This is a genomic window from Methylobacterium sp. D53M, assembly GCF_053345625.1.
The window spans coordinates 196,320-216,824 of sequence record NZ_JBKFAL010000008.1; the positions used below are offsets into that span (position 1 = coordinate 196,320).

Consider the following 20,505-nt stretch of genomic DNA (forward strand, 5'->3'; position numbering starts at 1 on the left):
GCTACAGCATGAATCGATCGAAGAAGGCCGCGAGTTCGGCATGGGCGTCCAGGGGCAGCACATGCGCGACGTGCTGGTCCGGCCGCACGACGACGATGCAACCGTCCGCCCGCCAAACGCCGCGCAGTGCGAAGATATCGCCGGCCTTCGGGTCCGGGCAGAAGACCTTCTCGCAGTCGACGAGGTTATAACGCCCCTTCGGCGGTCGCAGCAGCGGTGGCATCGCTCCTAGAACGAACTGCCGGTGGCCCTGCTGCAGGATCGCCCGCACGTCGATGACGGAGTCGATGTCGGCGCCCGCGGGTGTGAACCGCCGGATGGGCGCGTCGTCCGCTTCGGCCAGGTACGTGCACACGGTGCGCAGTCGCGAGGATCGCGCGTCGGGCGACTCCGGATCCGCGAACAGGAACAAGCGCCAGCGGCCATCTGCCTTGACGGTGTGGCCGAGCTGAAGTGGCTTAGCATCGGCCAGCCGGATCACCGGCGCCGAATGAAAGCGTGTCCCGATCCTGAAGCCCTCGGCGAGGTTCTGATGCGTGGACTGGCCGGTGATGAGGGACGGCGGATAGCAGGTCTCGGTACCGGCGGTGAAGCGGCCATGCTTGACGAAGTACCGCTCGAACTCGGCCGGATCGACGCCGTCGCCGCCCGTCACGTCGGATGGCCTGGGCGGGGCGCTGAACATGCGGGCGAACGCACGGTCGAAGTCGATGAGTTCCTGGGCGACGGCGCGACGCTCCATCGAGTAGGTCTGGAGAATCTGCGGTGTACACTGCCCGCGGACCACGGCGGCGAGCTTCCAGCCGAGGTTGAAGGCGTCCTGCATCGAGACGTTCATGCCCTGGCCCGCTTTCGGGCTGTGCGTGTGGCAGGCATCGCCAGCGATGAAGATCCGGGGCGAACGATGTTCACGGTGCGCAGGGCCGCCATCATCGAAGGCTTCGCAGAGCCTCTGCCCAATCTCGTAGACCGACCACCATGGGACTTCCTTCACCTCCAGCGTGTAGGGGTGCAGGATGCGCCGCGCCGCCGCGATCAGGTGATCGACCGTCACCGCGTCCCTTGCCAGGCGCCGATTCGCGTCGAGCTTGTCGAGTTCGATGTACATGCGCACGAGGTAACCACCTTCGCGCGGGATGATTAGGAGGCTGCCCTCTTTGGCGGAGTGGATGGCGGACTTCAGGCGGATGTCCGGGAAGTCAGTCACGGCAAGTACATCCATGACGCCCCACGCCTGGTTGGCGGAGTCACCGTGCACTGTAAGGCCCACAGCGCCACGCACGGCGCTGTGGGCCCCATCGCACCCGACGATGTAGCGCGCGCGTACGGTCTCGACGGCAGACGTCTGCAAATCGTCGATCCGCTCAAGCCTGACGTTGACCGGAAAGTCGAAGTCGCTGGATGGCTCGATGCCGTCGCCCGTTTCGGCGTCCGTGAGAGCCAGATCGAGGAAGTTGCGTCCGTAGCTCGGCTCCAGGCGAGTGGGCGCGTTCTGCATCGTTGCGAGGAAGAAGTCGTGGACCCGCGCCTGGTTCATGATGACGTGCGGGAACTCGGACAACCCCTCCTCCGTATCCACGATGCGGCCAGTGCGGGTAATCACGTTCGACTGGCTGGGATCGGGGTTCCAAAAGCATGTTTCGTTAACCCAGTACGCCTCCTTGAGGACGCGCTCGCTGAAGCCGAATGCCTCGAACATCTCCATCGTCCGGCACGCGATCCCATCGGCTTGACCGACGAGGAGGCGGCCGCGCTTCCGATCGACGATCCGAGTCGTGATGTTGGGGAAGGCCGCGAGTTGCGCGGCGAGTGTGAGGCCGGTCGGTCCGCAACCGATTATTAGGACATCGACCAGATCCGGCGATGCGCCCTTTAAGTGTGGAGTCCCTTCTACCGCTGGTGGTTCGGCGATCGCTGGATCCCCGGACTTGTAGCCGTTGAGATGGAACTGCATCCGCGCAAATTCTCGGCCTGCTATCGGGGGCCTCAAACGGTCTCTAGCGGCAGATCCGTTTCGGCACATTCATCTAAACACAGTCGTAGCGACAACGACAGTCTCGCTGCCCTTCTAGATCAGTGTCCTGCAATATGCGGTACACACAATCTGTGATGTACGACAGCGGCCGGCGCATTGAGCGCGACTCGCACGAAAATCGATCAAGCCCGAGGTCGCGTGCAGTGTTCCAGCACAGGATTCGAATTTCCGGACTGAACTGCAAACTGATCCTGGGCGCCTTCCGCATCTGGCTTACTCCCAGACAGACTCGCCCGGCCGCCAGAAGGGCGAACCGGCTGTCCGGACTTGGCAGTAAGCGGAGTAGCTGCTTCGAAGAAAAACTGATAGGAAATCAGCTCGCCGGAAGCGCCAGAATCATGCGGGGGGAGAGATCAGTCGCGTCGAGCGTGCGGGACAAGCCAGAGGACTCCTTAATTGTCCCGTCAATTTGAAATACGTGTGCCATGTATGCTTCCGATGAGAGCGTCATAGCGCCGTTAAATGGAAATATATTTTATTTGGTTTCAGCTCTTAATTATATAGTCAGAATGAATATTATGCACATTTTCAATCAGATCCGATCCCCCGCCGCACAGCCTCGGTGCCGTGCAGCGGACACGATGGACTACGCGGCTCAGCGGTCCGCGTCCGGCCCATCATCGGATGGCCGATCTGCCCATGAATTCACTGGAATGCGGCGAGGATTGCCTTCGGCACCTTGCAGATGTACGTGTATTTCGGATTGACCATCTGCGTACAGCGCGCCTCGGCGATCTGCGCGAGCAGCAGGTAACCCTCCGGCTCGGGGATGTTCCACTCATCGGCGAGCCAGTAGATCATGTCGGCGAAAGCGATGCGCATCGCGTCCTCGAGCGGACGGGCGCAACCGAGTGTGCAGAGATGCGTGGGCGTCTCGATCCGCGGGTGGCCGAGCCGCGCCGGCGCGGACACGAGACTCACCCGCAGGGTCACGTTCGCACCGATCTCGATCGCCCCCATACCGACGGCTTCGCCGTCGCCCTGGAGCGCGTGACAATCGCCGATGAAGAAATGCGCGCCGGGCTTTTCGACCCGCAGCATCACGGTATTGCCGGTGGTGACCTCCTGAACGTCGAGGTTGCCGCCATGCGTGCCGTTGTCGACCGTCAGGACCGCGCCGTGGACCGGCGCGACGCCGATGACGCCGGCCATCGGCTTCACCGGCAGCCGGAGCCGGTCATTCCAAATCACATGGCCGTCGCGCACGTCGACGACTTTGGTTCGGATGCCCCATTCCTTGCGGCGCACCCAGTCCGGGAACATGCCGTGCCCGGGCCAGAGGGAGCTGTAACCGCTCTGGCCGAGTTCCATGTCGAGGATCTCGACCTTCAGCATGTCGCCCGGCTTCGCGCCCGCGACCTCGATCGGGCCGGTTGCCCCATTCACGAACGGGAACGTGACGTCGGCCTCGGTCAAATTCTGTCCGAGCCCTTTGATGACACCGTCACCGATGTTGATCACGCATTCGACCGTGACGATCTCGCCCGGTGCGATCGTCGCGACGAAGGGCTCGTCGCCCGAGAGGGCGTACTTGATCGTTCCCTGCTTGCTGATGCGCTGCGTCAAATGGGGCTCCTGATGGCGATGGCGATGGCGATGGCGTCGGTGTCCAGGGGTGGCGTGGGTCAGTGATGATCCCGCCAGGGCATGAGCAGCCGCTCGGCCCGGCCGACCAGGAAGGTCAGGATAAGGGCCAGCGCGATCGTGCCGACCAGCGCGGCGAAGACCTTGGGGATTGCGTAGAGGGATCCTGCCTGGAAAATGGCGTGGCCCAAGCCCACGGACGACGACATGAACTCGCCGACGATGGCACCGATCAGCGCGAAGCCGACGGTGAGCTTCAGGCCAGCGAAAATATCGGCGAGGCTCGACGGCACGACGAGCTTGGCGAAGATCTGCGGCTTACGCGCGCCGAGGGTCCGCAGGAGGTTGATCTGGTCCGGGTCGACGCCAAGCGCGCCCTTGTAGGAGGTCACGAGGGCGACCACCACGACCGAGAGCGTCGACATCGCGACCTTCGAGGCGAGCCCCGTCCCGAACCAAATGATGATGATCGGGGCGAGGGCGATGATCGGGATCGAGCCGATTGCGACGATGAAGGGCTGGACGACCCGCGAGACGAAGGTCGAGTACCAGAGCGACAGACCGGCGAGCGTGCCCACGATGTTGCCGATGAGGAACCCGAGCCCCGTCTCGAGGGCCGTGACGCCGGCATCGCGCAGGAGCGTACCGTCGGCGAGGCCCTGCCAGAGGAACCGGCTGATCGCCGAGGGCGAGCCGAACAGGAAGGATGATTGCGGGCTTTGGCGGGTCTGCCATTCCCAGGCCGCCAGCAGGGCTGCGAGGAGTGCGATCTGCACCAAGAGGACGAGCGCGCCTGAGCGCAAACGCGTACTATCGCGCGGCCGTGCTGGCGGGGCATCCCGGCTCGTCCCGATCACGGTTGCCGGTCCGGTCGCGGCGTCCGACATCTCAAGACCTCGCTGCAGCGCGGCTGATGCCACGACCGGCGCCGCCGACCGTGGTGCGTGGGATATCGAGATCGGCCCAGATCTGGCGGACGTAGTCGCCGAAGCCAGCGCTCTCCCGGGCCCCGATCATGTCATCGGGCGCACAGTCGAGGTCGATCGTGTAGGCGGCCTTGACGCTGGTCGGCCGCCCGCTCAGCACCAGAACCCGGTCGGCAATCGAGACGGCCTCCTCGATGTCGTGCGTGATCAGGAGCACGGACTTGCCGCCGTCGCGCACGAGCCGCACCGTGTCGGCTTCGATCAGCAACTTCGTCTGGAAGTCGAGCGCCGCGAAGGGCTCGTCGAACAGCAGGACGTCCGGATCGTTGATCAGGGTGCGGGCAAGCGCCACCCGCTGGCGCATGCCGCCCGAAAGGGTCGCGGGATAGGCCCCAGCGAAACCGTGCAGGCCGAGCTGGTCGAGGAGCGCGCGCGCCCGCTCGTCGGCCTGATCGCGCGGCATCCCACGCATTTCGGTGCCGAGCTTCACGTTGTCGAGGGCCGTGCGCCAGGGCAGCAGAAGGTCCTTCTGCAGCATGTAGCCGATCCCGCTGGGCGTGCGGCCGCGCCGGTCGAGGGGTATGCCGTTCCAGAGGATGCGGCCCGAGTCCGCCGGTGTGAGACCGCAGACGGCGTTGAGGAGCGTGGTCTTCCCGCAGCCCGACGGGCCGACGATCGCGACGATCTCTCCGCGGGCGAGCGCGAAGGTCAGATCGCCGACGACAGGCAGGATGCGACCGCCCGTCCGATACGCCTTGGCGAGATGCTCGACGAAGAGCGGAGGCACGGAAGACCCGGGGCGGGCCTCCGCTTGCAGGGTACGTTCGGACATGGGGGCCGGTCAGCCGGCGCGCTTCGCAGCCTTGTCGGCGAACGTATTGTCGACGACCTGATCGAAGGCGAGCGTGCCTTTAATATTCCCTAGATATTTTTGCATGCCCATCAGGCTTTCCCAAGCGTCCTTCTCGGTCACGACGCTGGAGGCCGGGATCTTATACTTCAGCTCGGCATCGATGGCAGCGTCCACGACGTCGCCCGGGAGGTCCGGAAATTCCAGCCGTGCGACCTTCTTGGCGTAATCGGGATCGCTGTAGGTTCTCCGCCCGGCCTCCTCGAAGGCTGTCACCAAGGCCTGCACGGTCGAGGGATCCTTCTGGATCGTTCCGGGCAGCACCATGATCCCGGTATTACAGAAGGGCCCGACGTAGTTCGAGAAATCGAACACGATCTTTGCACCCTGCGCCACCGCCTGAGCGACGCCGGGCTGGTAGGCGACCGCGATGTCGGCCGCGCCGGCGAGCATGGCGGCGATCTCGGTTCCGGGACTCACCGGCACGATCGTCGCGTCGACGCCGAGCTTCATTCCATTGCTCTCGATGAGGCGCTTGGTCACGCTGAAGTTGGTGTTGGGTTCCGGCGAGGTGGCGATCCGCTTGCCCTTGAAGCCCTTCGGGTCGGTGAAGGGATCGACCGACTTCGAGACCGCGAAGTAGTGGGCCCGCTGAACAACGGTGCCGACCACCATCCCAGGCCCGCCGTTCTCGCGCGAGATCACCACCATCGTGGGGTCACCGATTGCGAAATCCGCCGAGCCCCCGAGCACGGCCGCGAAGGTCTGGGTGTCGCCTCCGGCGGCGCTCACCTGCATGGCGAGGCCGTTCTTCTCGAAGATGCCGTCGTGCATCCCGACGTAGAGATTGATGTAGCCGAGGTTGTGGACGGCCTCGCTGAAGCGGACGGTCTTGAGGCCTGCGGCGCGCGTGGCGGTCGGCGCCCATGCCGCGCCGACCGCTAGGCCAGTCATTCCTCTCAGGATCGAGCGCCGATGGAGCAGGGGCGACCAGGGCTGAGGCATACGAGCTCCGCGGGAGTCGATGAGGTAGTCAGGCGCGTGCCGAGAAAGGGCGACTGTCGAAGCACCGTATTGTGCGGCCGCTGCCGTCGGGCATTCGCTCAAGCAAATTGGCTGCCAAACCGAACCCTCGTTCGCGGAAATAGCGCGCCATTCGATATGGAATCCGGTCGGCAAGCTCGGGAAGCAGCGAGAAACTCTGATCGATGCCACCGCAATGGACCAACAGAGCCGATCAACTGCTACGCTTCAACGGCGATCGCTCGTCCCCGATCGGCCGCACCGCGGAAGGCGCAAAAACTCGTCGATCGAATGCCGACAGTGCTGCGCAATGTGATCCGGGTCTGGTTAGAAATCGCTCTTCGACATTCGTCGAGCAAGATTTTCGCCGATCATCACGCAGGTGAAGTGCAGGTTGGCCCGACAATCGCTCGGCATGATGGAGGCGTCGCAAACCCGCAACCCGTCCATGCCACGGACCTTGAGATCCGGATCTACGACACCGGACGCGTCTGCCCAGCCGCTCATGCGGCACGTGCCGGCGGCGTGCTGGATGTCGCCGGCCTCGGCGAGCATCAGGGCATCGAGCTTGTCGTCTGGGAGGCGCGCGGCGTCGCCGATCGCGAGTGGGCTCTCGCCGAACCGGATCGCCGTCGCGAGACCGGCCAGGGCCGGATGCGCGGTCAGACCTGCGAGACGGCGCACCGCGTCGCGCATGCGCAGGCGATCGCGTGGATCATCAAGCATGTTCTCTTCGATGGCCGGGTTGGCTTCCGGATCGGCCGAGGTGAGGTGCATCGTCCCGCGCGAGAACGCGTCGTAGAGCCCGACGCCGACGGCGCCCTGCGGCGTCGGTTCCGGCCCGGTCAGGGTCCGATGATTGTAGGCGACGAAGATCATGTCGCGCTCTCCGCCGCCCGCGAGGCCACTCGAGTACGTGACGCAGCAGTTGGTGTGGCGCGCATCCGTGTCGAGCGCCCGGTGTTCCGGCTTCAAATCCAGCGTCGCCCGCAGGATCGGATGGTCCATGAAGTTGCGGCCGACAGCCTCCTGCGCCTGCCGGACGGGAATGCCGAGGGCGCGAAGCGGCTCGGCCGGGCCGATCCCGGAGCGCATCAGGATCGCCGGGCTGTGGACGGCGCCGGCGCACAGCACGATCTCGCGGCCATGGATCTCGGTCCAGGGCTCCACACCGAAGCGGACGCGCAGGCCGACCGCCCGGTGGTCCTCGAACAAGACGCAGTCGACCAGGGCCTCGCAGCGGATCTCGAGGTTCGGACGGTCGCGCGCCGGTTCCAGGTAGCCGTCATTGGTGGTGACCCGATGACCGTTGCGGCTGTTGATTGGGTTGCAGGAGACGCCCTCGCCCGTCGGCGCGTTGAGATCCGCCTTCCAGGGATGGCCGGCTGCGAGGGCGGCCGCGCGGAGCCCCAGATCCACCGCGCCCCAGGCATCCGGCTTCGCGCGATACACGGGGAGCGGACCTCCGCGACGGCAGCTGTCCTCTAGGCCGAAATCGGCATCGTCCTCGATCCGGTCGAAGAGAGGCAGCACATCCGCGGCAGACCAGCCGGTGCATCCCTGATCCGCCCAGGCATCGAAGGCCGCGGGAACGCCGCGGATCGCGATCTGCGCGTTCACCGTCGAACTGCCGCCGAGCGCGCGACCGCGCCAGTAGAAGCGGGGCTCCTGCGCACGGGTCCGCCGGCTCATCAGTCCCGGCCATTGCCAGTCCGCCTGATGGGCCGGGTCATACATGAACGGGATGATGTTGGCCGAGCGCAGCGCCGGCGGCGCATCGGTGGAGCGCCAGTCGCGTCCAGCTTCCAGCAGGAGCACCCGGCGTCGCGGATCCTCCGAGAGGCGGGCTGCCAAAGCCGCCCCGGCGGAGCCGGCACCGACCACGACGATATCGTATGGGGCTGCGCTCATGGCTTCGCGACGTTCCAGAAGAGCGGGATAGCGGAGGGGATCAGACCGGTGAGCGAGGTCCGGTAAGCCGCGGGCTGCGCGAACTGGCCGAACGGGACGACCAGGCCCTCGTCGTAGACGATGGTCTGGATCTCCCCCGCGATGGTGCGCCGCTTGTCCAGATCAGGCTCGCGGGCGAAACGGTCGAACAAGCCAACCATGCGCGGGTCGCACATGAACCCGGAACTCGCTGCGTCCTTGCAGTTGAAGTTGATCGCGGAGTTGGTCAGAGGCGAGCTGAGATCAAGCCCCAGCGCATGGATGCCGAAGAGGCCCCAGCCGGCCTTCTTGGTGCGTTTGGCGAGTAGGGCTGCCCAATCCATCACCTGCAGGTCAACGGTGAAGCCGGCCTCCTTCAGCCGATTGGCTAAGATGGTCGAGGACACGCGCGCCGCCTCGAGATCGTTGGCCACCATCACGATCACCGGCTCGCCTTTGTAGGCAGTCTCCTTCAGAGCGGACCGTGCCGCCGCCACCGAAGGGTCGTGCAAGAGGCCCGTTCCGGCATGCGTCTCGTAGGGCGAGCCGCAGATGAAGAAAGCGTCGCAGGTTTGCGAGAAGCGCGGGTCGAGGCCGAACCCGTCCAAGACCTCACGCTGATCGACGAGCCGCAGCAGCACGCGCCGGATGGCCGGGTCGTCGAAGGGCTTGGACGCCGTGTTGATGCGATAGTGGCCCGTGAACCTGTGCGGGCCGGTGAAGTTCGTCACTGCCAAGCTCTTCTTGGACTCCATCTGACCGATCAGGTCGAAGGGCGCATACTGCATGTAGTCGATCTCGCCCACGCCGAGTGCGCCCGTCGCCGTCGCCCCGTCGGGGATGACGCGGACGTCGAGGGCGTCGACCTTCACGACCTTGCCGCCCGCCAGGAAGTCGGCCGGCTCGGGACGCGGTCGATAGTCGGGGTTCCGGCGCAGAAGCATGTGGTCGCCGGGGACGTGCGCTGCGCGGTCGTAGATGAATGGGCCGGATCCCACGACCTCAGAGAGCTGCGTCGTGGGGGGCGTCGCGGCGAGCCGCGCCGGCATGATGAACGGCGTGGGGCTCGACGTCGTACCGAGTGTGTCGAGGACGAGGCCGTAGGGCTCCCGCAGCGTCAGCACGAAGGTCCGGTCGTCCACGGCGTCGAGGGCGGCCGTCACGTCCATGAGCCGGCCGCCCAGCGCACTGCGAGCCGCCCAGCGCCGCAGCGAGGCGACGCAGTCGGCGGCCCGGACCGACGAGCCGTCGTGGAAGCGCAGCCCGTCGCGCAAGGTGAAGCGCCAGGTGAGTCGGTCATCCGACACCGACCATGTGTCGACCATCTGCGGCCGGAACACGCCCGTCGCGTCGGGCGCGAACAGCGTGTCGTAGACCATGTAGCCGAAGGTTCGCGTGATGTACGCCGTGGTGAAGTAGGGATCGAGGGTAACGATCTCGGCTTCCAGCACCGCTTTCAGCGTCGTTTCCGCGCCGGCGGACCCCGGCGCGAGCAGAGCCACGGCCGCGAATAGGCCGGAAAACCAGGATCGTCTCATTTCGCATTCACCCTTTGCCTGGGCCGCAGAGGCAAGCCGAATACCAAGTCGATCGCGCCTCGGCTGGCGATCGCGCCTCGGCTGGCGATCGCGGTTGAGCCGGCATGAGGGAGTGTCCGGTATACGATCGGAGGGATCGTCAGGGATGATGCCGTATTCGCGCGTCTTCGAGGCGGTCACGCGGTTCAGGGAATGAGCGGCTTCCACGCGCGCAGGGGTTCTCACTGGCTCAGAGGTGACGGCGCTGTCGCTCAGCTCGGACAGGTGCGGTGCCGTCCACCTCGACGCGCATGTCCTGATGCTGGCCGGGGCCGGCTGGCTGATCTGGCGCTCCCCCCCGGAATTGGGATCGGGCCGCGGAACTTCGGGTAGCTTTTCCTGCGGCTCTGCCTCCTCACCGAGCACACGCTCTGCACGATCGACGACAATGGCCTGACCAGCATGCGCACGGCCTTGATAAACGGCCTCATGCGGCTCCTCATGCGGAACATGCCCTTCCACGCCAAGCATCGCCTCCACACCTTGATCCTGTTCTACCGCCCGCCAGACGCCCGGGCGGCGTTGCGCCTCGGCGTGGGCCAGCCAGACTACGGCCACTGGCATGTCGGATCCGTTCGGACGCCGCGCCCGTGAGCAGTTGGGCGACGGCCACCGGAACCTTCGAACTCGGCGACCTGACGCTACAGTCGGGCGCGGTGCTGCCGAGAGCGCAGCTGCGCTGGAAGACGCATGGGACGCTGTCCACCGCCAGGGACAATGTCGTGCTCTATCCGACGAGCTATTCGGCCCAGCATACAGATCTGGAATGGCTAATCGGGCCCGATGGGGTGCTCGATCCGAGCTGTTGGTTCATCGTCATCCCGGACATGTTCGGCAACGGCCTGTCGTCGAGCCCGTCGAACACGCCGGACTGGCCCGGCCTCGTCACCGCCTGGGACAACGTCCACGCGCAGCGCCGCCTTCTCGCCGAGGTGTGGGGGATCGGGCGTCTGCATGCCGTCTATGGCTGGTCCATGGGGGCGCAGCAGGCCTACCACTGGGCGGCGCTGTTTCCCGAGCAGGTCGCCCGCGCGGTGATCAATTGCGGCAGCGCCCGGACCGCCACCCACAACCGCGTGTTCCTGAAGGGCCTCATGACGGTGCTGGAGGCCGCGCCGGAACATCGCGGCGCCGGCCGATTCTCGGCCCAGCCCGCCGCGGCGCTCCGGGCCTTCGGGCGTATCTACGCGGGCTGGGCGCTCAGCCAGGATTTCTACCGGGCAGACCTGCACCGCACCGCCCTCGGCGCCCCGGACCTCGACACCTTCCTGCGCACCGATTGGGAGGAGCGCTTCGGCCGCCGTCCGGCAGCTGATCTGTATGCGCAGCTCCAGACCTGGGATGCGGGCGACATCAGCCGCGACCCGCGCTACGGCGGCGACCTCGCCCGGGCGCTGGGCGCGATCACGGCCCGGCTGCTGCTGATGCCGGGCGAGACCGATCTCTACTTCCGCGTCGCCGACAACGCCGCCGAACTACCGCACCTGCGCGATGCCGTCTTGCGGCCGATCCCGAGCCTTTGGGGCCACCGCGCCGGCAATCCCTCGACCAATCCGGCCGATGCGGCCTTTCTCCGCGACACCGTGCGGGCTTTCCTTGCCTCGGCTGAAGCGAGCGGGCCCTGAAAGCCCGGCCTATCAGCCATCGTGGGGAGAGCCGTCTCGAGCGTCGCTACTCGCGCATCGCATAAGTTGATCGAAGCTCGGCAGACGCTCGCGTTCATCCTGACGCCGAGCTGCGTCGGCATGACTCGGCAGAGGAAGGCAGTACCAACGTTCCCGACGGTCTGTACGTCAACGAGCGCTAGCCTGACTCATTGAACGCTCGGGAAAATCGGGACGTCCGTTCTGGACGACGAAAGAAGAGTGCTTGAGCGGCCGAGATGGACGCGAAGCAGGATGCTCGGTTCTGCGCGATAGTGATACGGTGTAACGCAATATGGCCAGAAGCGGCAAGTCTGCGGAGCAGAGCCGCCGGAAAGCAGACAGGCATATATCGGCCCAAGTCATCCATCGGAACGGAAGTTCATCGCGCTTTGCAGCAGATATACCTCGCGACCCTCGATCGAGGGCTGATTGATTTGCCGCTCATGGGAGGTGTGAACCCAGGCTGCAGATGATAGCCCAGACGCTGATCCCGCCTTCTCCGAACGGAACGTGCGCGCCTAGAGGGCGGGAGTCCGCCGGAGTTCGATCCCCGCGAGGAGATCGTTCCGCGCCATCAGATCCTGCAGTGTCTAGCACGTGAGACGAAAATACTGCGAGGAGAAAGATCTGGTGCCTTTGGCAAGGGCAAAAGAGTGAGCAGTGTGTGGGTGGCTATCGGAGCAAACAGGGCGATTTTCTTTACGCGGTGCCGGTGTTTCGGCCACCGGTCATCCGGATCGCCAACGCTCCGTCGCACGGTCGAACGTGGACCCTCGGTCCGCTTCTTGCCCGTGGCTGATCGAACGGACCCCCCATGTCTGACGCATCTGGAGATCCTCGATGAGCCGATCCCTGCATACGGATGAGGAGATCGCCCTTCTCTTGGACGAGGCCGCGGGCGGCATATCGATCGTGGAGATCTGCGCGAGCGCCGGTATCTCGCTCGGCACCTTCTATCGGTGGCGACGCCGCCTCGGCGGGCTCAAACCTGCGGGCGTGGCTCGGCTCGATCGAGTCGAGCAGGAGAACGTCGCCCTACAGGCCGAGGTGCAGCGCCTGCGCGCGGCGATGACGGTCCAACCGTGGCGAGGCGAGGCGGCCCGCCCCGCTATCTCCCCGCGCACAGCCTTGCGCCAGAGGCCCCATTATCGTGGTGGCGAGAGCTGTATCGGTCGCTTCGCCTTCGTGCGAACTGCCGATTAGGGCTGTTGCCGAGATCGATGCACAAACAATGGACAGGTGCAGGACTCATGAGCGGGGGGAGTGCGTCGCTGCACCGGCGAGAGCCCGCCTGAGAACGCGCCCCGACCATTCCGGGAAGGGCGCGCCCGATGCCGTCATGTCCCGGGGAGAGCCGTCTTGGGCATCAGCATGTGCACGCCCTTGTTGCCGTCTACCGTCTGGGTGATCCGCAAATTCCCGGCGAGCGAACACAACATGTAGGCTTGGTTGCGGGTGAGGCCGGTGCGGGCGCAGACGAGGCGCACCATCTCCCGCACGGCTTGCCGCATGGCCTCGTCCAAGCTCTCGTGCAGGCCGATCGACATTAGGTCGGTGGGGGTCTCGGCGAAGGGCCATGCGCCCGGGATGTCCTTGCGCACGGTGAGCCGGAACGTGCCGGTCAACCCCGTTTCCAGGGCCGTGATGCAGACCTCGCCGTCGCCCTGCACGCCGTGGCCGTCGCCCGCGTAGAAGCCGCCACCTGGGTTGAAAACTGGCAGATACAGGGTTGTGCCGACCCTCATCTCCTTGTTGTCCATGTTGCCGCCGAAGGCGCGGGGCACCGGCGAGCCGACACGGCCCCAGGCGGCCGGTGGGGCGGTCCCCATGATGCCGAAGAACGGGTCGAGAGGCAGCTCCGTCCCCCAGGGCAATCGGCAGATTCCGCGGGCGGTGTCGATGTCGGCGTGAATCGTCTCGTAGTCGGTGAACTCGTCCGGCAGAGTGCCGAGCAGCGGCAGGATCGACACGAAACCCCAGTCCAGGCGGAACTTCAGATCGAGGATCTCGACCTGCAACATGTCGCCCGGCTCTGCGCCAACCACATGGACCGGTCCGGTGACGAAGTGCGGGCCACCGCCGGGCTTCAGCGTCTCCAGGGCGTGGAGCAGGTCGGCCGGCACGCGGGCCGGGTCGGGATGGAGCGACTCGCGCCCGCCCGCCGGGTGCGAGTGAAGGGTGACGGTGTCACCGGACTCGACCGTCAGCACGGGTGGCAGCGCGGCGTCGAAATAGCCGAGCACCATGGTCTCGGGGGTGGCGGGGATTTCGTGATGGGTAGGCACGGCGTCTCCTGGGCTGTTCATCAGACCGCGATGTGTCGGGTGAGGGTCGCGTGGTTCAGCGTCGCGGGGTCGCCGCGCGCGATGACGCTGCCCCGGGACAGCACCACCACAGCGTCGGCGACCCGCAGCGCGAACTCGAGATACTGCTCCACGAGCAGCACGGTGATCCGACCCTTGAATCCGGCGATCACCGTCTCGATGTCAGAGACGATGGAGGGTTGGATGCCTTCCGTCGGCTCGTCGAGCAGAAGGACGCGCGGCCAGGTCGCAAGCGCCCTGGCGATGGCGAGCTGCTGCTGCTGACCGCCCGAGAGATTGCCCCCCGGGCGATGCCACAGCTTCCGGAGCGCCGGGAACAGGGCGACCGCCTCGTCCACCGCGTCGGTCCGTTCGAGGCCGTTGGCACGAGCCGCCACGCGCAGGTTATCGGCGACACTCAGGTCAGGAAAGATCTCGCGCCCTTGCGGCACATAGGCGAGGCCCGCCCGGGCGCGCCGATCTGAAGACAGGCGCGTCAGCTCCACCTCGTCGAGGGCGATCCGGCCCTGGCTCGCCGGGATCAGGCCGGTGAGGCAGCGCAGCAGAGTGGTCTTACCGGCGCCGTTGCGGCCGAGCACGGCCAGACACGCCCCCGGCTCGACCGCGATGCCGACCCCGCGCAGCACCTGCGCGCTGCCGTAATGCTGATCGAGCCCCTCGATGGTGAGGCGGGCGGGTACGGTGGCGTGCGTCATCGACCGAGAAAGACCTCGATCACGCGGGCATCCTCGCGGGCGCCCTGCATGCTGCCCTCGTAGAGCGTGCGGCCTTCGTGCAGCACCGTTATCCGGTCGGCGATGGCCTCGACGAAAGCCATGTCGTGCTCGATTACGAGGATCGCCCGGTTCGGCCGGCGCAAGCCCTGGATGAGTGCGGCGGTTTGGGCGGTCTCTGAGTCGGAGAGCCCCGCCACGGGCTCGTCGAGCAGGAGAAGCGCGGGCTCGGCGGCTAGCACCATGCCGATCTCCAGCCACTGCTTCTCGCCATGAGCGAGGCTGCCGGCCGGCACGTCGGCCCGCGCCGCCAGGCCGATCTGCCCGAGGACGGTGGCGATGCGCACCGGCCGGTCGCGACGGCTGAGGGCGGGGCCGCAGCCGATTTTGAGATTTTCGCGTACGGTGAGCGCGGGGAAGACGCTGGGTTTCTGGAACTTTCGACGCACGCCGGCACGGGCGATCTCGGCCTCCGAGCGCTTCGTCAGGTCGATATGGTCACCGAGCATCACCCGGCCGGAAACCGGCTTCGTGACGCCCGAGATGACGTCGAGCAGCGTGGTCTTGCCGGCGCCGTTCGGGCCAATCACGGCCCGTACCTCGCCGGGATCAACCGCGATCGAGACGTGATCGAGCGCGGTGAAGCGGCCGAAAGCGACCGTCAGGGCATCCACGACGAGGGCGCTCATCGGGTTCCCCGTAACCAGCTGGGGCGCAGGCGCCATCCGACGAGGTCGAGCAGCCCATTCGGCAGGACAAGCACCACGAGCAGCACCAGCCCGGACAGGATGAAGGGCCATGCCTCCGGCATTGCGGCGCTCAGCCAGAACTTCAGGCCGTTGACGAGGACCGCACCGATCACCGCCCCGCCGAGCCGCCCGAGGCCGCCGATGGCCACCCAGACGGCGATCTCGATCGAAAGATCGGGTGCTAGCACCCGCGGGTTGATGATGCCGACCTGCGGCACGTACAGGATGCCCGCCAGCGCAGCGATCATGGCCGAGAGGCACCAGATCCCGAGCTTGAGCCGGGTCGTGCTGTATCCCAGGGTACGCAGCCGGGTTTCGTCGTCGCGGCAGGCGAGCATCCGCCGCCCCACGGCGCTGCCGACGAGGAGCCGCGTGCCCGCGAGCACGGCCGCCAATGTCAAGAGCGCGGCGACCGCCAGCCCGGTCACGACGCCCGGCGAGCCCATCGGCCAACTGAATAGCAGCGGGAAGCCGGTCATTCCGTTGTTGCCGCCGAGCCCGGTATCGTTGCGGTACATCAGCAGCATCGCGACGTAGACGAGCGCTTGGCTGATGATCGAGAAATAGACGCCGTTGACCCGCGAGCGGAACGAGGCGAGCCCGAACACGAAGGCCACGAAACCGGCGAGCCCCAGCGCGAGGACGAAGGCGTAGGCGGCGTGGTCGAGGCCCACCCAGTAGGCCGGCAGGCTCTTCCAGCCCATGAACTGCACGAAGTCCGGCAGCACGCCCGTCTTTGCGACGCCATGGGCCAGCAGATGCATGGCGCAGACATAGCCGCCAATGGCGAAGAACAGGCCGTGCCCCAGGCTGAGGATCCCGAGATAGCCCCAGACGAGATCGAGGGCGACGGCGAGGATCGCGAAGGCGGCAAGCTGGCCCAGGGCGTTGACGAGGTACGGGGCGGGTGGCGCGACGAGGAGCCCTGCCGCGGCCGCGAGGCAGAGCCCGACGAGGCCCGCGACCAGAGGATCGCCCACGCCGCGCCGCGCCGGGCCGGCCGCCGAAGCCAGGGCGGTCAGCATCGCGCCGCTCATCGCCGCCGCCTCACCGCGAACAAGCCCTCGGGCCGGCGCTGTAGGAACAGGATGATGCCGACGAGGACGATGACCTTGGCGGCGACCGCTCCCGAGATCGGCTCGATGATCACGTTGGCGCCGCCGACCCCGAGAGCCGCCACCAGGGTCCCAGCGAGACTGCCGACACCTCCCAGAACCACGACCATGAAGCTATCGACGATGAAGCCGGAGCCCATGCCGGGATTGACGCTGTAGATCGGGCAAAGTGCCACCCCGGCGAGGCCCGCCAGGCCCGAGCCCAGCCCGAAGGCCAGACGGTCGACCTGGCGCGTCGGAAGGCCGAGGCAGGCGGCCATGTCACGGTTCTGAGTCACGGCGCGGATGTCGAGGCCGAGCGGGGTGCGGCGAAGGATCAGCAGGGTGAGCGCCAGAGTGGCCACCGCGAAGCCGATGGCGAAGAGGCGGTTCCAGGTCATGACGAAGTCGGCGTAGAGTGGGACCCCGCCGCTGACGTAAGCCGGCATGACGAATTGCAGGTTCTGGGTGCCGACCGTGACTCGCACGAGGTTCACGAGGAAGAGGCTCACCGCCCAGGTGGCAAGGAGGCTCATCAGCGGACGCCGGTAGAGATGGCGCAGGATCAGCGCCTCGACGGTGATCCCCACTAAGGCGACCGCGATGAAGGCCACCGGGACGGCGGCGAAAAGGTAGATGTCGATGAAGCCGGGGGCGAGCCGGCGGAACACCTCCTGCACACCGTAGGTCGCATAGGCGCCGAGCATGATGAATTCGCCCTGGGCGAGGTTGATCACGCCCATCAGCCCGAAGATGATCGCGAGTCCCGCCGCCGCCATGAACAGGATGCTGGCGAAGCTCAGCCCGTTGTAGACGACCGCGAGACCGTTCCCGATCCTCACCGCCCGGGATGCCTGCGCGAGGCCCTCGTCGAGGTCCACCCGGAAGCCCGGATCGGAAACGTAGGCGGGATCGCTCTTCAGCGCCGCGAGGCGCACCAGGGTGGCCTCGGACGGGTTTGCGGCCACGGCTGCGATGGCCCCCCGCCGCCGGGCCGGATCGGCCGAGGAGAGGGCCGCCGCCTGGGCCAAGCCGGCGATCATGCCTTTCAGCGCGGGGTCGGTCTCCGCGTCGCGGGCGCGGTCGAGCACGGATGCCGGAACGGTGGCGATGCGCCGTTCCAGGACGGCAAGGCCGGCGGCGCGGACGGCCGCATTCGGGTCGGTCAGCAGCGCGACGGTACCGCGTGCCGTCTCGACGGCAGCGCGCTGGCGAAGGCCGAGGACCGGTGCGCGGGCTTCCGCCGGGCAGGCGAGACGGCGCTCGGCCAGGGCGCTGAGGAGGTCTCCGGCGAAGACGAGCTCGGCCGGCGGCAGATCACTGGCCGCTTGGACGAGGGTCTCGGCCCCACGGATCTGCGCATGGCCGTCGCCGCAGAGATCCGCCGCGAAGGCCGTCCGGTCGAAGGATGCGGCCACGGTCGGGAGAACCGAGACGAACAGGCACCAAAGCGCGAGGACCGCGCGGACCGAGGACCGTTCGAGATCAACCATAGGGGCTGAACGGAACCGGCTTCGGGGCGTCCGGGGATTGCCAGAGGACGTCGAAGCCGCGCTTCTCGTTGACCGAGCCGATGAAGACGCCGCGGGACACGTAGTTGTTCTCGCCGTTCATGGTCAGCGTGTAGCCTGACGGATCGTCGAAGCTCAGGCCCGCGAAAGCCTTGCGCACGTCCGGCACCGCGAAGGAGCCGGCCTTGGCGGCGGCGAGCGCCCAGAGATGGACGCTGTCGTAGGCCGAGACCATCGGGTCGATCACCGTGTCGGCGCTGAACGGGACGTTCTTGGCCTTCACGTAGGAGGCCCAATCGGCGAGAAACTTCGTGTTCCGGTCGCCCTTGGCGGCCTGGAGATAGGCCCAGCAATTTAGGTGGCCTACGAGCTTGGCGGTATCGAGTCCCTCGAGATCCGCTTCCACCATGTCGAGGCCTAGGATCGGCACATCGGTGGCGCTGATGCCCTGGTTGGCGAACTCGCGCAGGAAATCCGGGATCGAGGACCCGACCACGGTGAGCACCACGATCGGCTGGCCGCCTGGCTGGCTCGCGAAGCTGCGGACTTGATTCACCAGCGTCTGGAAATTCGAGAAGCCGAAAGGCACGTACTCCTCACGCCACGCGCTCTCCGGGATGCCCTTGCTCTTCCAGTAGCCCTTCAGCTGCTTGTTGATCGTGCGGGGCCAGACGTAGTCCGAGCCGATCATGAAGAAGCGCTTCGCGCCGACCCCCTCCGCGCCCATCAGGTAATCGACAGCGGGCAGCACGGAACTCGCGGGCGGCGAGTTCACGTAGACGACGCTCTTGGAATTCTCGTCGCCCTCGAAGTGGAGAGGGTAGAACAACAGCCCGTCGTTCTGCTCGACGACCGGCAGCACCGACTTGCGCGAGACCGAGGTCCAGCAGCCGAACAGGGCTGCAACCTTCTCCTGCTGGAGCATCTGCCGTCCGATCTGGGCGTAGAGAGGCCAGTCCGAAGCGGGATCGGAGGTTAGCACTTCGATCTGGCGGCCGTTGACGCCGCCGCGTCCGTTGATCTCATCGGCGGCCATGCGGACGACGTGGTTCAGCCGGCCTTCGAGGTTGGCCATCGTGCCAGAAGACGAGAACAGGCAGCCGAGCTTCACGGTGTCAGCCGCGAAGGCGGACCGGGTGAGAGCCGGCGCCGCCAGCAACGCCGCCGTGCCAACGAAGCTGCGCCGCGTGAGATGCGTCATCGACCCCGAAGCTCCAATGGATTACAGCCCGATTGTCGACCAGCCTCCGCGTGACGGGAAGACCAAAGAGGCTGCAAGCCAGCGACGGCATTGCGCATTTTAGCAGCACTTGCGTGAATCACGGGCGCTGTTCGACTGCGAACGTCAAAATTGCCATCCCGGATATAATGTCCCTGAAAACCTTCATCTTGGCGCAACGTCCAAGGGACGATGGGGCGCCTGCAAGACGTTGCCGCTCGTCATGCTCGACCTGAAAGACTGAGGAGGTACCCATTCCAAGGTCTGGGCGGATGTGGAATTTTTTGAAGTGGCAATCCCGAAGAGCGTCAGTGCGTGTCAGCTTACATCGCATGCAGAGGCTGGCTTGAGCGTCCGAGATGGGCGCTCAGCAGCCGGCTGAATTTGGCCGAAAACCGCTAGTCCGCTTCTGAGAAGGCCGCCCCTAAAAGCGGACGGCCTCCTATCGACCCAACCCGGCCGCCTGCACTCCGCTTGGCTCTTCTCCAAAAGCAGACGCTGTCCTCCCGTCTGACGACTATGGATCCGGGTGGTTGAGCGACGTTCGCTGGGCTACCTTTGAAGCCCTGAGAAGGTGCTTCGCGCATGAACGACGCCTCGTGGATCGACGCAACAGGCTCAGCAATGTGGGCGCTCGTGGAGCGGTACACCGGACGGGTCGGCTACAAGCGGGGAACCAAGGCGAGCGGGCTGAACGATCATCCTCCCGTCATCGACTGCTCGGGCTGGACCGCTGTGCTCCTCTCCGAAGGTATGGCTGCTGCGAACCGTGAAGCCGGACGCCTGCTCTTCAGCGACGCAGACGTGGTGGCGGTCCACACTTGGTCGGACCGCTTGATCGAGAACTTGGAACGGCGCTCCGGCGTCATTGTGGCGGGCGACCATATCACCATCGCGGAACTGCCGCCCTTTGCGACGATCGGCTTGCAGCAGGGCGGAGGTACATGGGCGAATAATCACCCTCGCCCTCGTGGCATCACACACGTTGTCCAAGTCGTCCATCGCCCTGGCGATCATGCACCGTATGTTTCGGAGGCTCAGGGTATGGCCGAGCCCTACGGCCTTCGGCTGTTGCCATTAGCTGAGTGGATCGCAGGAACGCGGGACGATTTGAAGTCCGGCATGGCGTGGGCAGTAGCCCCGTTCGCAGTATGAGACCTTCGGCGGACGGCAGACGACCTTAGGAGCGAGGTGCAGTGTCCGCTTCAACATCTTGCTGCTCGGAAGCGGGCCAATGCGGAACCACCCCGAGCTGCCGCTCGGCTCGCGACCCATTTCGGTAGCTGGGAACGTCGTTTGAGCTTCTCCAAAGCGATCGTTCGAGT

16 protein-coding genes are annotated in these 20,505 nt (G+C 66.1%); 3 read left to right on the forward strand and 13 right to left on the reverse strand.

The window, feature by feature from the left end; all coding sequences use genetic code 11:
- Position 1: 1 nt before the first annotated feature.
- From ACLBYG_RS14695 to ACLBYG_RS14725, 7 genes are all read right to left on the reverse strand, one after another.
- Positions 2-1,954, reverse strand: coding sequence for an FAD-binding monooxygenase (locus ACLBYG_RS14695; protein ID WP_447681913.1), 1,953 nt, complete (start codon positions 1,952-1,954; stop codon positions 2-4).
- Between the two features lie 726 nt (positions 1,955-2,680).
- On the reverse strand, positions 2,681-3,601 hold the full coding sequence (locus tag ACLBYG_RS14700) for an acetamidase/formamidase family protein (protein WP_447681914.1): 921 nt from the start codon (positions 3,599-3,601) through the stop codon (positions 2,681-2,683).
- A 59-nt stretch (positions 3,602-3,660) separates the two neighbouring features.
- Complete coding sequence (locus ACLBYG_RS14705; protein ID WP_447681915.1) at positions 3,661-4,506, reverse strand: ABC transporter permease; 846 nt, start codon at positions 4,504-4,506, stop codon at positions 3,661-3,663.
- Position 4,507: 1 nt separating this feature from the next.
- Positions 4,508-5,377 (reverse strand): ABC transporter ATP-binding protein, encoded by an 870-nt coding sequence (locus tag ACLBYG_RS14710; RefSeq protein ID WP_447681916.1) that lies wholly within the window; start codon positions 5,375-5,377, stop codon positions 4,508-4,510.
- A gap of 9 nt (positions 5,378-5,386) precedes the next feature.
- On the reverse strand, positions 5,387-6,349 hold the full coding sequence (locus ACLBYG_RS14715; RefSeq protein ID WP_447681917.1) for an ABC transporter substrate-binding protein: 963 nt from the start codon (positions 6,347-6,349) through the stop codon (positions 5,387-5,389).
- A gap of 396 nt (positions 6,350-6,745) precedes the next feature.
- Complete coding sequence (locus ACLBYG_RS14720) at positions 6,746-8,329, reverse strand: GMC family oxidoreductase (RefSeq protein WP_447681918.1); 1,584 nt, start codon at positions 8,327-8,329, stop codon at positions 6,746-6,748.
- Entirely contained in the window at positions 8,326-10,488 is a 2,163-nt protein-coding gene (locus tag ACLBYG_RS14725; RefSeq protein WP_447681919.1) for an ABC transporter substrate-binding protein, read from the reverse strand. Before ACLBYG_RS14725 ends, ACLBYG_RS14720 begins: the two co-directional genes overlap by 4 nt.
- A gap of 26 nt (positions 10,489-10,514) precedes the next feature.
- Here ACLBYG_RS14725 and ACLBYG_RS14730 point away from each other — a divergent pair, with 26 nt between their 5' ends.
- Both ACLBYG_RS14730 and ACLBYG_RS14735 read left to right on the forward strand, forming a co-directional pair.
- The gene (locus tag ACLBYG_RS14730; protein WP_447681920.1) at positions 10,515-11,549 is read left to right on the forward strand and encodes an alpha/beta fold hydrolase; all 1,035 of its coding nucleotides are present in this window, start codon (positions 10,515-10,517) and stop codon (positions 11,547-11,549) included.
- Between the two features lie 861 nt (positions 11,550-12,410).
- Positions 12,411-12,773, forward strand: a complete 363-nt coding sequence (locus ACLBYG_RS14735) for a transposase (RefSeq protein ID WP_447681921.1) — start codon at positions 12,411-12,413, stop codon at positions 12,771-12,773.
- 134 nt (positions 12,774-12,907) lie between these two features.
- Here the strand turns inward: ACLBYG_RS14735 and ACLBYG_RS14740 are convergent, their stop codons facing one another.
- Genes ACLBYG_RS14740 through ACLBYG_RS14765 form a run of 6 tightly spaced genes read right to left on the reverse strand, consistent with a single transcriptional unit; the run spans position 12,908 to position 19,162 of the window.
- Positions 12,908-13,855, reverse strand: coding sequence for an acetamidase/formamidase family protein (locus ACLBYG_RS14740; RefSeq protein WP_447681922.1), 948 nt, complete (start codon positions 13,853-13,855; stop codon positions 12,908-12,910).
- Between the two features lie 20 nt (positions 13,856-13,875).
- Complete coding sequence (urtE, locus tag ACLBYG_RS14745; protein ID WP_447681923.1) at positions 13,876-14,589, reverse strand: urea ABC transporter ATP-binding subunit UrtE; 714 nt, start codon at positions 14,587-14,589, stop codon at positions 13,876-13,878.
- Positions 14,586-15,296, reverse strand: coding sequence for an ATP-binding cassette domain-containing protein (locus ACLBYG_RS14750; RefSeq protein ID WP_447681924.1), 711 nt, complete (start codon positions 15,294-15,296; stop codon positions 14,586-14,588). Before ACLBYG_RS14750 ends, urtE begins: the two co-directional genes overlap by 4 nt.
- Positions 15,293-16,393, reverse strand: coding sequence for an urea ABC transporter permease subunit UrtC (gene urtC, locus ACLBYG_RS14755; protein WP_447681925.1), 1,101 nt, complete (start codon positions 16,391-16,393; stop codon positions 15,293-15,295). The genes ACLBYG_RS14750 and urtC overlap by 4 nt, the downstream gene beginning before the upstream one ends.
- Positions 16,390-17,943 (reverse strand): urea ABC transporter permease subunit UrtB, encoded by a 1,554-nt coding sequence (gene urtB / locus ACLBYG_RS14760; RefSeq protein ID WP_447681926.1) that lies wholly within the window; start codon positions 17,941-17,943, stop codon positions 16,390-16,392. The genes urtC and urtB overlap by 4 nt, the downstream gene beginning before the upstream one ends.
- Entirely contained in the window at positions 17,936-19,162 is a 1,227-nt protein-coding gene (locus ACLBYG_RS14765) for a transporter substrate-binding protein (RefSeq protein ID WP_447681927.1), read from the reverse strand. The genes urtB and ACLBYG_RS14765 overlap by 8 nt, the downstream gene beginning before the upstream one ends.
- A 603-nt stretch (positions 19,163-19,765) precedes the next feature.
- Here ACLBYG_RS14765 and ACLBYG_RS14770 point away from each other — a divergent pair.
- Positions 19,766-20,335 (forward strand): hypothetical protein, encoded by a 570-nt coding sequence (locus ACLBYG_RS14770; RefSeq protein WP_447681928.1) that lies wholly within the window; start codon positions 19,766-19,768, stop codon positions 20,333-20,335.
- Positions 20,336-20,505: the final 170 nt, after the last annotated feature.

Bases quoted from the DNA above. Each gene is read 5' to 3' on its own strand.
- ACLBYG_RS14695 (WP_447681913.1), bottom strand. From the start codon at position 1,954: ATGCAGTTCCATCTCAACGGCTACAAGTCCGGGGATCCAGCGATCGCC.
- ACLBYG_RS14705 (WP_447681915.1), bottom strand. From the start codon at position 4,506: ATGTCGGACGCCGCGACCGGACCGGCAACCGTGATCGGGACGAGCCGG.
- ACLBYG_RS14710 (WP_447681916.1), bottom strand. From the start codon at position 5,377: ATGTCCGAACGTACCCTGCAAGCGGAGGCCCGCCCCGGGTCTTCCGTG.
- ACLBYG_RS14715 (WP_447681917.1), bottom strand. From the start codon at position 6,349: ATGACTGGCCTAGCGGTCGGCGCGGCATGGGCGCCGACCGCCACGCGC.
- ACLBYG_RS14720 (WP_447681918.1), bottom strand. From the start codon at position 8,329: ATGAGCGCAGCCCCATACGATATCGTCGTGGTCGGTGCCGGCTCCGCC.
- ACLBYG_RS14725 (WP_447681919.1), bottom strand. From the start codon at position 10,488: ATGCCAGTGGCCGTAGTCTGGCTGGCCCACGCCGAGGCGCAACGCCGC.
- ACLBYG_RS14735 (WP_447681921.1), top strand. From the start codon at position 12,411: ATGAGCCGATCCCTGCATACGGATGAGGAGATCGCCCTTCTCTTGGAC.
- urtE (WP_447681923.1), bottom strand. From the start codon at position 14,589: ATGACGCACGCCACCGTACCCGCCCGCCTCACCATCGAGGGGCTCGAT.
- ACLBYG_RS14750 (WP_447681924.1), bottom strand. From the start codon at position 15,296: ATGAGCGCCCTCGTCGTGGATGCCCTGACGGTCGCTTTCGGCCGCTTC.
- urtC (WP_447681925.1), bottom strand. From the start codon at position 16,393: ATGAGCGGCGCGATGCTGACCGCCCTGGCTTCGGCGGCCGGCCCGGCG.
- urtB (WP_447681926.1), bottom strand. From the start codon at position 17,943: ATGGTTGATCTCGAACGGTCCTCGGTCCGCGCGGTCCTCGCGCTTTGG.
- ACLBYG_RS14765 (WP_447681927.1), bottom strand. From the start codon at position 19,162: ATGACGCATCTCACGCGGCGCAGCTTCGTTGGCACGGCGGCGTTGCTG.
- ACLBYG_RS14770 (WP_447681928.1), top strand. From the start codon at position 19,766: ATGAACGACGCCTCGTGGATCGACGCAACAGGCTCAGCAATGTGGGCG.